The organism is Rheinheimera pacifica (genome assembly GCF_900108485.1).
In the GTDB taxonomy this organism is placed as follows: domain Bacteria; phylum Pseudomonadota; class Gammaproteobacteria; order Enterobacterales; family Alteromonadaceae; genus Alishewanella; species Alishewanella pacifica.
In genome coordinates, this window is record NZ_FNXF01000001.1 from 367,005 (window position 1) to 381,662 (window position 14,658).

Below are 14,658 nucleotides of genomic sequence, written 5' to 3' on the forward strand. Positions count from 1 at the left end.
AGCCTGCTGGTTTGTAGCTATGCTGGCACTACAGTTGCCTTTCTGACTATACTTAAGCTGTTTTCGCGATGGCTCACACCCTGGGTTTCACCTTATCAGTCACATGCACGGAGTTCGCAGTGGATAAACTCAATTTAACAAAACATATTTCCAGTTCTTTTAATGAAGAAATTGACGAAGTGCGCAACCATGTAATGGCGATGGGCGGCTTAATCGAACAACAGCTGAATAACGCGCTAATGGCCATTGCCGATGCCGACGCCGAGCTGGCGCAAAAGGTGATAGACAACGATTTAAAGGTAAATAACTGGGAATTGCAGATTGATAAAGAGTGCACCCGCATTATTGTGCGCCGCCAGCCGGCAGCCAGCGATTTACGCCTGATTATGGCCATTATGAAAACCATTGCCGATTTAGAGCGCATTGGCGATGAAACCCGGCGTATTGCCAGGGTGGCGCTGGAATCGTTTAATTCAGAACAGCAGGGCTTGCTGGTAAACCTGGATAATTTAGGCCGCCATGTAGGCCAGATGCTGCATGACGTGCTGGATGCTTTTGCCCGCATGGACGTAGAAACTGCCTTGCTGGTACATAAAGAAGATAAAAAAGTTGACCGCGAATACGAAGCGATTACCCGCCAGCTAATGACCTACATGATTGAAGACCCGCGCTCTATTCCAAAAATTATGAATGTACTCTGGTCGGCCCGCTCACTGGAGCGTATAGGCGATCGCTGTAAAAACCTGGCTGAGTACATTATCTTTTTCGTTAAAGGTAAGGTGGTGCGCCACAGCAGCGCCGAGCAGCTGGAGCAAGATGCACGCAGCTGATTTTCCTCTGTTTTTACTGTACATCGCCAACGCCCTGACTAGACTTCTGCTCAGGGCGTTTTCATTGTGTATTCATTTTTCGTTTTTCATGCGCTTTGAATGCCGTTACAATGCGCGCCGACTATCGTCAAACCAACATACGAGGCCAGGCTATGCCAGCTAGTACTTTTTTATCCGTGTTTGCCAAATCACCGATTAAGCCAATAGAGGAACATATTCGCAAGGTGCATCAGGCGAGTGAATTGTTGTTGCCATTTTTTGATGCAGTGTATTTGCAGGACTGGCAAACAGCTGCGGATGTACGCAAAAACATCGTGGCGTTGGAAAAGGAAGCCGACAAATTAAAGCGCGAAATCCGCGTTAATCTGCCGCGCGGGCTGTTTTTGCCGGTAGACCGTACTGACATTTTAGAATTAGTGTCGCAACAAGATAAAATTGCTAACAAAACCAAAGACATTACCGGCCGTGTATTGGGCCGCGAGTTACTTATTCCTGTTAGCCTGCAGGCGGGTTTTAAAGCCTATGTGCAGCGTTGTATTGACGCTACCGCACTGGCCAGTGAAGTGATTAACGAGCTGGATGAACTGCTGGAAACCGGCTTTCGTGGCCGTGAAGTTGATCTGGTTATTAAGATGGTAGAACAACTGGATACCATTGAAGGTGACACCGACGAGATGCAAATCAAGTTGCGTAAAGCCTTGCGTCTGGCCGAGACAGAGTTAAACCCAATTGATGTGATGTTTCTGTATCGCACGCTGGAGTGGGTAGGTGATTTAGCCGACGTCGCGCTTAAAGTTGGTTCGCGTCTTGAAATTATGCTCGCCCGTTAATTTTAAAAGGTTTCCCTGATGGATATTATTCAATCATACGGTTTGATCCTGATTATTATCGCTGCCGTGTTCGGTTTTTTAATGGCTTATGGTGTTGGTGCCAATGACGTTGCCAATGCAATGGGCACTTCTGTAGGTTCTAAAGCGCTGACGATAAAACAAGCTATTTTTATTGCCGCTATTTTTGAGTTTGCCGGTGCTTATTTAGCCGGTGGTTCAGTTACCTCTACTATTCGCGGCGGTATCACCGACGCGTCGTTCTTTGTCGATGCTCCTGAACTGATGGTTTACGGCATGATAGCGGCGCTGTTAGCTGCCGCCACCTGGCTGATTGTAGCCTCTTACTTTGGCTGGCCGGTATCTACCACGCACTCTATAGTTGGCGCCATTATTGGTTTTGCTGCGGTAGGCGTGGGTATGGACGCCGTACACTGGGACAAAGTAGGCGGTATTGTCGGCAGCTGGATTGTAACGCCAATGCTGGCAGGTGTACTGGCCTATATGTTTTTTATGAGTGCACAAAGGCTGATTTTTGATACCGACAATCCGCTGGCGAATGCTAAAAAGTATGTCCCGTTTTATATGGCGTTTGCTGCCTTTATGATGTCACTGGTAACTGTACAAAAAGGCCTGGTGCATGTGGGCATGGATATCAGCACTATAACCGGTTACTACATTGCCCTGGCTATTGCGGTGGTGGTGGGTTTAATTGGTAAAGTAGCGATTGCCCGTATTAAGTTTGATTTAGCTGCCGATAAAAAAATGCAGTTTAACAACGTTGAGCGCATTTTTGGTGTACTGATGATCACCACAGCCTGCTGTATGGCCTTTGCCCATGGTTCTAACGATGTCGCTAACGCTATAGGGCCTTTGGCTGCGGTAGTCAGTGTGGTGACGTCAGGTGGCGAAATCAGCAGTAAAGCGCAACTGGCCTGGTGGATACTGCCATTAGGCGGCATAGGTATTGTTATTGGTTTAGCTACACTGGGGGCCCGGGTTATTAAAACCGTTGGTACGGCCATTACGCATTTAACGCCAAGCCGTGGTTTTGCTGCTGAGTTATCAGCTGCTTCTACCGTGGTTATTGCCTCTGGCACCGGCTTACCTATTTCTACCACGCAAACCCTGGTAGGTGCAGTGTTAGGTGTAGGTTTAGCCCGCGGTATTGCCGCGCTTAACTTAGGTGTGGTGCGTAATATCTTTATTTCCTGGATTATTACCCTGCCGGTAGGTGCTGGCCTGGCGATTATATTCTTCTATATTCTTAAGGCTATTTTCAGCGTTTAACACTGCTGCAATGCCGCAAAAAAAGCCCTCATCACGAGGGCTTTTTTATGGTGCTTATATCGCTTACGGTTGGTATTCACTTACCAGCGTTAAGCCACTTACCGCCCGGAAAGCATATACAGAGAAATGCCAGACACCGGCTTGCGGGTTGTTAATAACGCAGGTTTCGCTATTGCCGTTTTTATTTGGCCGGCAATCATAGCTGCCGCTTGTAGGCTGGCTGCCATGCTTCACGTACAGATCGGCATCACCGCTGCCACCGCTGATCTCAACCGTTAGCTGGGCCATACCTTCCGGCACTTCCAGCGTATAGTGTTGCCAGGCACGGCGCGCTATATTGATGTTAGTAATGGTTTCGCCACCGGCATCCGGTAAATCCGGAGCGGTAAAGCTGCCGGTCAGGTTGACACCGGTAAAGGCGCTGTACGCTACCAATTTAACAAAGTAAGTACCGGTTTGTGCCGGATCAATAGCACAGCTTTCGTTATTACCAAACAGGTAAGGCCGGCAGTCCCAGCTTGATGCGGTTGGCTCGCTGCCAAACTTGACATACAGATCGGCATCACCGGTACCGCCGTTCATGACAAATGACAGGTTGCTGGCGCCAGCAGGTACGGCCAGGGTATACAGCAGTTCTTCACCGGCTGCAGCGCTGATGCCTGATACTGTTACGCCATTGCTCAGTTCAGTGCCGGTTGGTGGTGGTGGCTCGTTATCGTCGCCATCACCGTCACAGCCGAACTCGGCCAGATAATCTACCGCTGCTTTGGTTTGTACCAAACCATAGCCATAAGAGGTGTCACGGCCAGTCGCGCCTAAATCTTCTGCTGTTGCTGCTAAGGCACTGCGGATTTGCGCATTGCTACAATCCGGGTAATGGCTCCATACCAGTGCTGCTACGCCGGCTACATGTGGCGACGCCATAGAGGTACCGTCCATCAGGCCGTAGTTAGACGGTTCAGCGAACAAGCTGGCATCGTTACCTACTTCTGAAAGCAATAACTGGCCGTCTTCCTGCGATACGCTTAACGCTACTATATTAGTAGTGGGAGCGTCACCTAAGGTGCCACTGAAATTACCTGGTTCATTGTTATAAATAACTGCACCAATACCGCCACCGGCCTGACATGACTCCACTTTTTGTGCGAAAGACACTTCGCCACGCTGGATCAGACATATTTTATCGGCAACGTCGGTACAGGTATTTACTGCAAGGCCGCAGCTGGCAAGCTCAGCATTTAAACTTGCCATGGCCGAGCCTTCCAACGGGTTAGTGCTGTAAGTGGTGCTGTTTACCGTCAGGCTGGTTTCCAGGCCTGTGCCGGTTGGATAAGTACTCATTACGGCGACACCCGGGCCAGCCAGTTCTACCTGTGTATTACGCTGGGAGAAATCGGCATGGGCTTTGGTATCGTCAACGGCTGCAACCGACACCACCGAATCATAAGATGCCGGATACGACATGGCGGTGTTGCCGTCATTACCGGCAGCAGCAACAAGTAACACCCCGGCGTCATAAGCGGCCTGCATGGCGTTGCGTTCAGTCACGTTTGAACCGGCGCCGCCCAAACTCATATTAATTACGGTAGAGCCGTTTTGCACACAGGTATCTACCGCATGTGCCAGAGTAGAAGAATAACCCCAGCCACCGGCGTTAAATACTTTAATAATATGCAGTTTTACGTTGCCATTGGGCAACACGCCAACAATACCAACATCGTTATTTAGCGCCGCAATGGTACCGGCTACGTGCGTACCGTGTGGGCCACCGGCGTCAAACCAGTTACCGGTACCGATATCATTGGTGCCGGTGATATTGGCAGCGTTAAAATCTTCATGCGGTAAACCCAGGCCGGAGTCGATAACACATACCGTCTGGTTCGAGGCAAACTGGTCACTAACCAGATCTGCCTGCACCATGGTGTAACCGTAAGGCACTTGCTGCGACATAGGAAAACGCGGTAAATCGCGCTCGACATATTCTACATTAGGGTCAGCTTTTAATGCTTTAACCGCGGCAGGGCTTAGCTCGGCTGCTATGGCATTACGTTTGGCCAGCACATGGTGAACACGGGCACCTTGCCGGCTTAAGCGTTCACTGTTGCTGGTTAGCGCCGACAGCGCATTGTCTTTTGCTGCTTTACTGCGGTTTAGCAGTGGATCTTTACTCAGGCTGCTGTCTTTATATTTTACGATATAGCGCTCGCTACTGGCTTGTTCTGCCGCCTGACGTAATGAGTCTGCTGATGCGGCCATGGCATTGGATACCGCGCTTGCCAATAAGCTAACGCCGATCAGTAGTACAGTGTGATGTGATCTGGACATGTTCACCCTCCAGGTGATTTTTATAGTTTTTAAACTGTCAGAACCCGATACAACGCGGACGGCCAAACTCGCAAACGGGGGAACTATTGTGTTTAGCTCAGTTATTGCGACGGGGCTATTACCTGCCAGTTTGACTGGTTTAACACAATTCGCTGTTTACGCTATAACAAATAATACGGTTATTCAAACTCATGTTTACATAAATGCGGCAGCTATCACTTAAGGTGTTGAATTTATGTTTACTAATTTTTATCAGTTGTAATTTTATGTGCGCCGTAAAATTGCTGGCTGGCGCTTGCATAGCGCAGTTATCAGGCGTAAAGTTTAACCACTTTTGTAGAACAGTATCTTTGTTTTTAATCGGAATAAATAATGAAACGTTTGCCCAGTATTAAACAGTTGCAATACCTGCTGGCATTACATGAACACCAGCACTTTGGCCGTGCAGCTGAAGCTTGTTATATCGGCCAGTCAACGCTCAGTGCGGCTATTGCTAATTTAGAAGAAACCATGGACGCCCAGCTGCTGGAGCGCGATCATAAAACCTTTATTTTTACCCCGCTGGGCGAAGATGTAGTGCGCCAGGCGCGGCATATTATTGAACAATGCGGCGAGTTAACTGAATTTGCCAAATGCCAGGGTAAACCGATGACAGGGCCGTTCCGTTTAGGCTGCATACCCACCATAGCGCCTTTTGTGCTCAGCGAAGTGATGGCATTGTGCCGCCAGCGCTACCCTGATTTACAGTTGTTGTTACGCGAAGACACCTCTGAAAACTCGTTACATGCTCTGGCTGAAGGGCGGCTGGATATGGTGCTGCTGGCGCTGCCGTATGAAACCGGCGCTTTTCACACAGAAGTGCTATCGCAGGACGCCTTTAAACTGGTGCTGCATAAAGACTGGCTAAACCGCGGCTTTAATCAGGATATCAGCCAGTGGCCGGATGAAAGTATTTTTCTGCTGGAGCGTGAGCATTGCCTGACTAATCATGCAGTAAAAGCCTGTGAGCTGGAAGACAGCCGCAAGGTTAACCCGTTTTTTGCTACCAGCCTGCACACCTTAACCCAGATGGTAAACAATAAACTGGGCGTGACGTTTATGCCGCAGATGGCGATTAACAGCGGGTTGCTGGACGGCACCGAGTTGGTTACGCAGGCACCCACAACCGGCAATGCTTATCGTGATATCGGCGTGGCCTGGCGGCCAACGTCGACGAAGGCGCGCAGCTACCGGCTAATGGCCGATTTGATTAGCGAAGTGCTGCAACAAAAGTGCCGTTAAGGCGCTTGTTCTGCTAAAATGCCGGCTGTTTTTTTACAGCCGTGCCCTCTGGTCGGTAAAGCCAAGGAACTCTCTATGTCAGTTACTTCTGTCCCAGCTAAAAGTATGCAAGTCAGTGATTTTTCATTCGAGCTGCCCGAGCAGCTTATTGCCCGTTTTCCCAAAGCCGAACGTTCATCCAGCCGCTTACTGGCCATGGACAAACATAGCGGTGCGTTACAACATCATATTTTTAAAGACTTAGCCGACTTTTTACAGCCTGGTGATCTGCTGGTATTTAACAATACCAAGGTAATACCGGCGCGTTTATTCGGCCAGAAAGCTTCCGGTGGCAAAGTAGAAGTGCTGGTAGAGCGCATGCTGGACGATAAGCGCTTTTTAGCCCACGTGCGCGCCAGTAAAGCGCCCAAGCCCGGCACCGAGCTGATACTGGAAAACAGTGCAACAGTGGTAATGAACCAACGCCATGATGAGTTGTTTGAGCTGGAAGTAACAGGCGATGAGCCGGTGCTTGATATGCTGGAGCGTCTAGGCCATATGCCGCTGCCGCCTTATATCGACCGGCCGGATAATGCTGAAGATAAAGCGCGCTATCAAACGGTATATAACGAAAAACCGGGTGCCGTCGCCGCGCCTACAGCCGGGCTGCATTTTGACCAGCCGCTGCTGGATAAGCTTAAAGCTAAAGGCGTTGAGTTTGCCTACGTTACGCTGCACGTTGGTGCCGGTACTTTTCAGCCGGTGCGGGTGGCCAATGTGCTGGAGCACAAGATGCACGCCGAATATATTGAGGTGTCGCAACAAGTGGTAGACGCGGTGGCAGCCTGCAAAGCGCGCGGTAACCGGGTGGTAGCCGTGGGTACAACTTCGGTGCGCTCGTTAGAGTCGGCAGCAGCGCAAGGCGGCGGTAATTTGGTGGCTTATAACGGCGATACGCAGATTTTTATCTATCCGGGCTACGAATTTAAGGTAATTGACGCCTTGATCACTAACTTCCACTTGCCGGAATCTACGCTTATTATGCTGGTATCTGCGTTTAGTAGCCGCGATTATGTAATGAACGCCTATAACACTGCTATTGCCGAGCAATACCGGTTTTATTCTTACGGCGATGCGATGTTTATTAGTTAACATTGTGCTTGGATAAGGGGGAGAGCCTACGGCAGGGAAATTCTTATTTCGCCGCCTTCGACAGCACGTCCCTGTGCTGTCTCAGCCTCCGCGGCATCCCTGCCGCTGCTGCATAAGAACACCCTGCCATAGCCTTGATAGTCAGCTGAATCATCATCAGGCGGGTTCAGCTTAGCTTCTGTCACTTAAGCTGCTATAATCGGCGGCGCAAAAAAGCCGGACTGTTTTTCCGGCGTATGAGGATAGTAATGAAATTTGAATTAGATACCACAGATGGTAAGGCCCGCCGTGGCCGGCTGATCTTTGAGCGTGGTGTAGTAGAAACGCCGGCCTTTATGCCGGTGGGTACTTACGGCACGGTAAAAGGCATGACACCGGAAGAGCTTGACGCTACCGGCGCGCAAATCTGCCTTGGCAACACTTTTCACTTAATGCTGCGCCCTGGCACTGAGATCATCAAAAAGCACGGTGATCTGCACGATTTTATGCACTGGCATAAGCCTATTTTGACCGACTCCGGCGGTTTTCAGGTATTTAGCCTCGGTGAGCTGCGTAAAATTACTGAAGAAGGCGTTAAATTCCGCTCACCGTTAAATGGCGAACGCATTATGTTAACGCCGGAACGCTCAATGGAAGTACAGCGCGATTTAGGCTCAGATATCGTGATGATTTTCGACGAATGTACGCCGTATCCGGCCACCGAGCAGGAAGCGAAAAAGTCGATGGAAATGTCATTGCGCTGGGCCAAACGCAGTAAAGATGCGCATGGCGATAACCCCGCTGCATTATTTGGTATTATTCAGGGCGGCATGTATCCGAACTTGCGTGATGTATCGCTTAATGGTCTGGAAGATATTGGCTTTGATGGTTATGCCATTGGCGGTTTGTCGGTAGGTGAGCCCAAAGCCGACATGATCCGCATTTTAAACCACACCACCGACAAAATGCCGGCACACAAACCTCGCTATTTAATGGGTGTGGGTAAGCCGGAAGACATCGTTGAAGCAGTACGCCGTGGTATCGATATGTTTGATTGCGTCATGCCAACCCGTAATGCGCGTAATGGTCATCTGTTTGTCAGCACCGGTGTGGTAAAAATCCGCAATGCCAAATACAAAGATGATATTGGCCCGCTGGATGCAGAATGTGACTGTTACACTTGTAAAAACTATTCCCGTGCCTATTTACACCATCTGGACCGGTGCAACGAAATTCAGGGCGCCCGGCTTAATACCATGCACAACCTGCATCATTACCAAAAGCTGATGCAAGGATTGCGCACAGCTATAGCCGCTGGTAACTTGGAGCAGTTTGTTGAACAGTTTTACACTAAGCGCGGTTTGCCGGTTCCGGCGCTGCAAGCAATTGATACCAATACAGAACAACATTAATCACAATTAGGGGACACTTATGAGTTTATTTATCAGCAATGCATACGCCGACGTAGCCAGCCAGCCAGCTCAGGGCGGCGGTTGGGACCTTATTATTATGCTGGTGGCATTTGGTCTGATTTTTTATTTTCTGATCTACCGCCCACAGGCCAAACGCGTGAAAGAACACCGTAACCTGATGGCAGCCTTAGGTAAAGGCGATGAAGTATTAACCCAGGGTGGCCTGATTGGCCGCATCAGCAAAATTGCTGAAGATAAAGACTTTGTGGTAATTGCGCTGAACGACACCACGGAAGTAACGGTACAAAAAGCAGCGATCAGTGCTGTACTGCCAAAAGGCACACTGAAATCACTGTAAGCCCGAAGAAAGGATAAACAGGTGTTAAATCAAAACCCACTTTGGCGCTATATCGTCGTTATCGGCATGCTGCTGCTGGCGCTGATATATGCTTTGCCAAACTTATATCCGGAAGATCCGGCGCTGAACATCAGCGCCACCCGCGGTGGTACCGTGGCAGAAGAAACCCGCTTGCAACTGGAGCAAAGCTTCCGTGCGGCCAATATTGTTGCTAAATCGGTGGTGCTGGAAGAGGGGCAAATTCTGGCCCGCTTTAACAGCACCGAAGATCAGCTGCAGGCCCGCGAAATTGCCAACCAGCAACTGGGTACTAACTTTGTTACGGCGCTTAATCTGGCGCCAGCCACGCCCGACTGGTTAAGCGCTATTGGTGCTACACCAATGAATTTAGGCCTGGACCTGCGTGGTGGTGTGCACTTCCTGATGGCAGTGGACATGAAAGCCGCGCTGGATAAAAACCTGAACGATATGGTGCAAACCTTCCGCGCCGACTTACGCGAAGATAAAATCCGCTACCGCAATGTCCAGGCTGATATTGGCCGTGGCCAGGTGCAGATAAGTCTTCGCAGCCCTGAAGATGTTACGGCAGCTGAAGCGGCGCTGAGAAAGCGCGATCGTGAACTGGTGTTCAGTACCGGCAGCGACAATCTGACCTTATTGGTTAGCATCAGCGAAATCCGTTTAAGAGAAATCCGCGAATATGCGCTGGAGCAAAACATCACTATTATCCGTAACCGGGTAAACGAAATTGGTGTGGCCGAGCCATTAGTGCAGCGCCAGGGCTCTGATCGCATTGTCGTACAGTTGCCTGGGGTGCAAGACACCGCTTCGGCGAAAGAAATTCTGGGTGCTACGGCATCATTGGAGTTTCGTCTGGTCGATGAGCAAGGCGATTTGTCTGCTGCGCTGGAAGGCCGGGTACCGCCTAATTCAGAACTGTATTACACCCGTGATGGCCGCCCGCTGTTGCTGGAAAAGCGCATTATGCTTACCGGTGAACATATTACCGGCGCCAGCTCTGCGTTTGACGAATACAGCCGGCCGCAGGTTAGCATTAAGCTGGATGCCAAAGGCGGCAATATGCTATCTGCCGCTACGCGCGATGCCATTGGCAGGCGTATGGCGTCAGTGTTTATTGAGTACAAGCCCGGCACCGAAATTGGTGAAGATGGCAACCCGGTACTGATTAAACAGCAGGAAGTGATTAACGACGCCACTATTCAGGCCCGTTTAGGCCGGGATTTCCGCATTACCGGTATTTCATCACCGGGTGAAGCGCAAAACCTGTCTACGCTACTGCGGGCCGGCGCTTTAATTGCGCCGATCCAAATCATTGAAGAGCGCACCATAGGCCCAAGTTTAGGTAAAGAAAACATTGAGTTGGGTGTCACGGCTATTCAGTGGGGCATGGTATGCGTGCTGATTTTTATGGTTATTTACTATAAAGCCTTTGGCCTGGTAGCTAACTGTGCACTGATAGCCAACCTGGTACTGATTGTCGGCATTATGTCTATGATCCCGGGCGCTACACTAACCTTACCTGGTATGGCCGGTATCGTGCTTACAGTAGGTATGGCGGTAGATGCCAACGTGCTTATATTTGAGCGCATCCGCGAAGAGTTGCTGGAAGGACGTTCGGTGCAGCAAGCTATTCACCATGGCTATGACCGTGCTTTTGCTACCATTGCCGATTCTAACATCACTACTTTGTTAGTAGCACTGATCCTGTTCGGTATAGGCACCGGGCCGGTAAAAGGCTTTGCGGTAACGCTGGCGATAGGTATTCTGACGTCGATCTTTACGGCGGTAGTAGGTACTCGCTTATTAGTGAATTTATTCTGGGGTGGCCGCCGCGTGCAGTCATTACCGATATAAGGAGTACGGCATGAGAATATTTTCCTTTACCCAGCCGCTTAACTTTATGCGGTTAAAATGGCCGGCGATAGTGTTGTCGACCTTGTTAATTCTGGGCTCGTTTTTTTCTATTGCGACTAAAGGTATTAATTGGGGGCTGGATTTTACCGGCGGTACTGTGATTGAAGTGGGCTTTGCTAACCCGGCTGATTTAACGGCAGTAAGGCAAACCCTGACCGAAGCAGGCTATGGTGATGCGGTAGTGCAGTTATTCGGCACCAGCCGTGATGTGCTGATCCGTATTCCGCTACGCACTGATGTAGAGCAGGCAGCCGTGGGCGACAGCGTGATTAAAGCGCTTAATGCCCAGCAAGCCGAGCCGGTAACAATGCGCCGGGTTGAGTTTGTCGGGCCAAGCGTAGGTGCCGAGCTAAAAGAAGACGGCGGCCTGGCGATGCTGGTGGCGCTGATTGGTATTTTGCTTTATGTCACCATGCGCTTTGAGTGGCGTTTGTCGGTGGGTGCTGTGGCATCACTGGCGCATGACGTCATTTTAACCATGGGCCTGTTTTCAGTATTGCAGCTGGAATTTGATTTAACGGTGCTGGCCGCGATACTGGCGCTGATAGGTTACTCGATTAACGATACCATAGTGGTGTTTGACCGTATCCGCGAAAGTTTCCGTAAATTACGTGACACCAGCGTTGACGACACCATTAATGATGCTATTACCTCTACATTAAACCGTACGGTAATTACGTCGTTAACCACAGTGCTGGTTTTAGTGGTGCTGTTTTATATGGGCGGCGCACTAATACACGGTTTTGCTACAGCATTATTGTTTGGTATTGCCATCGGTACTTATTCTTCTGTCTATGTGGCCAGTTCAATTGCAGAAATTCTCGGCATCAGCCGTGAAGATATGCTGCCGCCACCACCGGTAGAAAAAGAAGGTGAAAATACCGACGCCTTACTGTAGTCGCTTTAGTGTAACTGCTTTGCTGTAACTGTTTCACTGTAATAGTAGCGTTAAACATGCTAAAAATGCCGGTCACTGACCGGCATTTTTGTTTTTAACGCCACCAAATTAAGGATAACCGTACTATGAGTAAACAACATGCGCCGGCGTTTCTGGCACTGGTAGAACAGGCCAAAGCCCAGATTAAAGAAATTACTATTACCGAGCTGCTTGAGCATAATCAGCCTTATGTGCTGCTGGATATCCGTGAAGATCACGAATGGGCGCAAGGCCATCTGCCAGAAGCAATGCACCTGGGCAAAGGCATTATCGAGCGTGATATTGAGCAAACGGTGCCGGACAAAAAGCAAAAGCTGGTGTTGTACTGCGGTGGCGGTTTTCGCTCAGCGTTATCAGCGCAAACGTTGCAGCAGATGGGTTACCAGAATGTGTTTAGTTTAGCGGGCGGTTTTCGTGACTGGTGCGAACGTAAATTACCGCTTGAAGTGCCAACTGCCAATAAAGGTTAACTGATGAAAAAACTACTAACAGGTTTATCTGCGGCACTGCTGCTGTGTGTTTCGACGGTACAGGCTGATACGTCGGTATGGCAGGTAACCAAGGGCGAACAGCGCTTATATATTGCCGGTACGGTGCATTTGTTGCCACCCGAGCAGTTTCCGCTGCCGCAGGAATTTAGCCAGGCTTACAGCCAGGCTGATACGCTGGTATTTGAAACCGACGTGCGCGAGCTTGAAACCGCTAAGGGCATGCAATTGCTGATGCAACACGCCATGTACAGCGACGGCCGCAGTTTATCACAGGTGTTGTCTGCTACTACCTATCAGCAATTACAGCAGTACGCTAAAACCCAGGGCGTTGATTTAGCACCGTTAAACAACTTTAAACCCGACTTTGTACTACTGACATTAATGCAGGTTGCCCTGCAAAAAGCCGGTATGGCAGGCGAAGGGGTAGATATGCATTTTCTTAAGCAGGCGGTAACCGACAATAAACCGATGCTGTTTCTGGAAACAGTAGAGCAGCAACTGGCGATGTTGCTGAATATCTCGGCAGAAAACGAAGATGCGTTTGTCACGCAAAACCTGCAGCAATTATCTGAGCTTGAAGCTGAATTAACGAAAATTATCGCAGCCTGGCGCAGTGGCGATACCGACACTATGGCTGCACTGGCAATGGCCTTTACCGATACGCCCGAAGGTAAGCTGTTTTATGATGCATTATTAGTGCAGCGCAATAAAAACTGGCTGCCGCAGCTGGAGCAAATGCTGGCCACGCCGGAGGTAGAGCTGGTATTAGTAGGGGCATTGCATCTTGCGGGTGAGGCCAATGTATTGCAGTTACTGCGTGAACAGGGCTACAGCATTACGCAGTTGTAGTTCTGGCTGGCAAGGAACCTGATTACCCACGCTAACACGCCGTGAACCCATCCATGGGGGCTCGACTCAGGCATCCATGCCTTCAACGGTTAGCTTAGGGTAAGCAGGTTCTCTGCGGCAAATTACGCTGATGTTACCAAGCTTAACGAGACAGCGACTCTGTCAGGTGTGGACGAATACCTTTTAGCATAGCTGCCAGTACTTTCGGGCTGGCCGCTACCACGTTGCCACTGCGTAGCTGGTTATTGCCACCGACAAAATCACACACCAGGCCACCGGCTTCGCGCACAATTAACTCACCTGCAGCGATGTCCCACGGCTTTAAGCCAATTTCAAAGAAACCATCAAACCGGCCAGCGGCAACATAAGCTAAATCCAGCGCGGCAGAGCCAGTACGGCGGATATCGGCAGCGTCTGTCAACAATGACGCCAGCATGGCGCCATGCGCAGGCATATGCGTTTTGTTTTTAAACGGAAAACCGGTAGCCAGAATAGTGCCCTGCATATCGGCCAGGTTAGCAACACGAATACGGGTACCGTTTAACTGAGCGCCACGGCCACGGGATGCGGTAAATAGCTCACCGCGCAGTGGATCAAAGATCACTGCCTGGTCTAATTTACCCTGATGTTTTAATGCGATAGACACCGCAAAGTGCGGAATGCCTTTAATAAAGTTGGTGGTGCCGTCCAGTGGGTCAATGATCCATTGAAACTCACTGTCGTTGTTGCCGTAATCACCATGCTCTTCACCGACAATACCGTGGGTCGGGAACGATTTTTGTAACACCTGAACAATGGCTTGTTCAGCTTCTCTGTCGACATTGGTAACAAAGTCGTTAGTGCCTTTTTGTACTTTCTGAACCATATCAAGCTGGCCACAGGCACGAGCGATCACGTTACCCGCGCTACGGGCAGCGCGAACCGCGATGTTTAACATCGGATGCATAGTAATTACCTTATTTTGAAAAGAGCTGTGTAAATTTCGGTCAAAAGAGCGGCGCACATTGTAACGG

The 14,658-nt window shown here is 49.8% G+C and carries 13 protein-coding genes; 11 read left to right on the forward strand and 2 right to left on the reverse strand.

Going from position 1 to position 14,658, the window contains the following annotated elements; all coding sequences use genetic code 11:
• Nucleotides 1–119 precede the first annotated feature (119 nt).
• From phoU to BLW68_RS01635, 3 genes are all read left to right on the forward strand, one after another.
• Nucleotides 120–830, forward strand: a complete 711-nt coding sequence (gene phoU, locus BLW68_RS01625; RefSeq protein WP_092789488.1) for a phosphate signaling complex protein PhoU — start codon at nt 120–122, stop codon at nt 828–830.
• Between the two features lie 152 nt (nt 831–982).
• Entirely contained in the window at nt 983–1,660 is a 678-nt protein-coding gene (locus tag BLW68_RS01630) for a TIGR00153 family protein (RefSeq protein WP_092789902.1), read from the forward strand.
• 18 nt (nt 1,661–1,678) lie between these two features.
• On the forward strand, nt 1,679–2,947 hold the full coding sequence (locus tag BLW68_RS01635; protein ID WP_092789490.1) for an inorganic phosphate transporter: 1,269 nt from the start codon (nt 1,679–1,681) through the stop codon (nt 2,945–2,947).
• 63 nt (nt 2,948–3,010) lie between these two features.
• Here BLW68_RS01635 and BLW68_RS01640 read toward each other — a convergent pair whose 3' ends face one another.
• Nucleotides 3,011–5,272 carry a S8 family serine peptidase gene (locus BLW68_RS01640; protein ID WP_092789492.1) on the reverse strand — a complete coding sequence of 754 codons (2,262 nt, stop codon included), beginning with the start codon at nt 5,270–5,272 and terminating at the stop codon, nt 3,011–3,013.
• 372 nt (nt 5,273–5,644) lie between these two features.
• Here BLW68_RS01640 and BLW68_RS01645 point away from each other — a divergent pair, with 372 nt between their 5' ends.
• The 8 genes from BLW68_RS01645 (at nt 5,645) to BLW68_RS01680 (ending at nt 13,645) form a co-directional block, all read left to right on the forward strand.
• Complete coding sequence (locus tag BLW68_RS01645; RefSeq protein ID WP_092789493.1) at nt 5,645–6,553, forward strand: hydrogen peroxide-inducible genes activator; 909 nt, start codon at nt 5,645–5,647, stop codon at nt 6,551–6,553.
• A 105-nt stretch (nt 6,554–6,658) separates the two neighbouring features.
• Nucleotides 6,659–7,684, forward strand: a complete 1,026-nt coding sequence (queA, locus tag BLW68_RS01650) for a tRNA preQ1(34) S-adenosylmethionine ribosyltransferase-isomerase QueA (RefSeq protein WP_092789904.1) — start codon at nt 6,659–6,661, stop codon at nt 7,682–7,684.
• 248 nt (nt 7,685–7,932) lie between these two features.
• Nucleotides 7,933–9,075 carry a tRNA guanosine(34) transglycosylase Tgt gene (tgt, locus tag BLW68_RS01655; RefSeq protein WP_092789495.1) on the forward strand — a complete coding sequence of 381 codons (1,143 nt, stop codon included), beginning with the start codon at nt 7,933–7,935 and terminating at the stop codon, nt 9,073–9,075.
• A gap of 19 nt (nt 9,076–9,094) precedes the next feature.
• Nucleotides 9,095–9,433, forward strand: a complete 339-nt coding sequence (gene yajC / locus BLW68_RS01660) for a preprotein translocase subunit YajC (RefSeq protein ID WP_068228223.1) — start codon at nt 9,095–9,097, stop codon at nt 9,431–9,433.
• A gap of 21 nt (nt 9,434–9,454) precedes the next feature.
• A complete protein-coding gene (secD, locus tag BLW68_RS01665) occupies nt 9,455–11,308 on the forward strand; it encodes a protein translocase subunit SecD (protein WP_092789497.1) in 1,854 nt (617 codons plus the stop codon).
• A 10-nt stretch (nt 11,309–11,318) separates the two neighbouring features.
• A complete protein-coding gene (gene secF / locus BLW68_RS01670; protein WP_092789499.1) occupies nt 11,319–12,266 on the forward strand; it encodes a protein translocase subunit SecF in 948 nt (315 codons plus the stop codon).
• A gap of 125 nt (nt 12,267–12,391) precedes the next feature.
• The gene (locus tag BLW68_RS01675; RefSeq protein ID WP_092789501.1) at nt 12,392–12,775 is read left to right on the forward strand and encodes a rhodanese-like domain-containing protein; all 384 of its coding nucleotides are present in this window, start codon (nt 12,392–12,394) and stop codon (nt 12,773–12,775) included.
• A 3-nt stretch (nt 12,776–12,778) separates the two neighbouring features.
• Complete coding sequence (locus tag BLW68_RS01680) at nt 12,779–13,645, forward strand: TraB/GumN family protein (RefSeq protein ID WP_092789503.1); 867 nt, start codon at nt 12,779–12,781, stop codon at nt 13,643–13,645.
• 142 nt (nt 13,646–13,787) lie between these two features.
• Here BLW68_RS01680 and suhB read toward each other — a convergent pair whose 3' ends face one another.
• The gene (suhB, locus tag BLW68_RS01685) at nt 13,788–14,591 is read right to left on the reverse strand and encodes an inositol-1-monophosphatase (protein ID WP_068231051.1); all 804 of its coding nucleotides are present in this window, start codon (nt 14,589–14,591) and stop codon (nt 13,788–13,790) included.
• Nucleotides 14,592–14,658 lie beyond the last annotated feature (67 nt).

Coding starts and splice junctions, on each gene's coding strand:
- BLW68_RS01675 (WP_092789501.1), top strand. CDS start 12,392: ATGAGTAAACAACATGCGCCGGCGTTTCTGGCACTGGTAGAACAGGCC.
- BLW68_RS01640 (WP_092789492.1), bottom strand. CDS start 5,272: ATGTCCAGATCACATCACACTGTACTACTGATCGGCGTTAGCTTATTG.
- tgt (WP_092789495.1), top strand. CDS start 7,933: ATGAAATTTGAATTAGATACCACAGATGGTAAGGCCCGCCGTGGCCGG.
- yajC (WP_068228223.1), top strand. CDS start 9,095: ATGAGTTTATTTATCAGCAATGCATACGCCGACGTAGCCAGCCAGCCA.
- BLW68_RS01630 (WP_092789902.1), top strand. CDS start 983: ATGCCAGCTAGTACTTTTTTATCCGTGTTTGCCAAATCACCGATTAAG.
- secF (WP_092789499.1), top strand. CDS start 11,319: ATGAGAATATTTTCCTTTACCCAGCCGCTTAACTTTATGCGGTTAAAA.
- BLW68_RS01680 (WP_092789503.1), top strand. CDS start 12,779: ATGAAAAAACTACTAACAGGTTTATCTGCGGCACTGCTGCTGTGTGTT.
- BLW68_RS01645 (WP_092789493.1), top strand. CDS start 5,645: ATGAAACGTTTGCCCAGTATTAAACAGTTGCAATACCTGCTGGCATTA.
- suhB (WP_068231051.1), bottom strand. CDS start 14,591: ATGCATCCGATGTTAAACATCGCGGTTCGCGCTGCCCGTAGCGCGGGT.
- BLW68_RS01635 (WP_092789490.1), top strand. CDS start 1,679: ATGGATATTATTCAATCATACGGTTTGATCCTGATTATTATCGCTGCC.
- queA (WP_092789904.1), top strand. CDS start 6,659: ATGCAAGTCAGTGATTTTTCATTCGAGCTGCCCGAGCAGCTTATTGCC.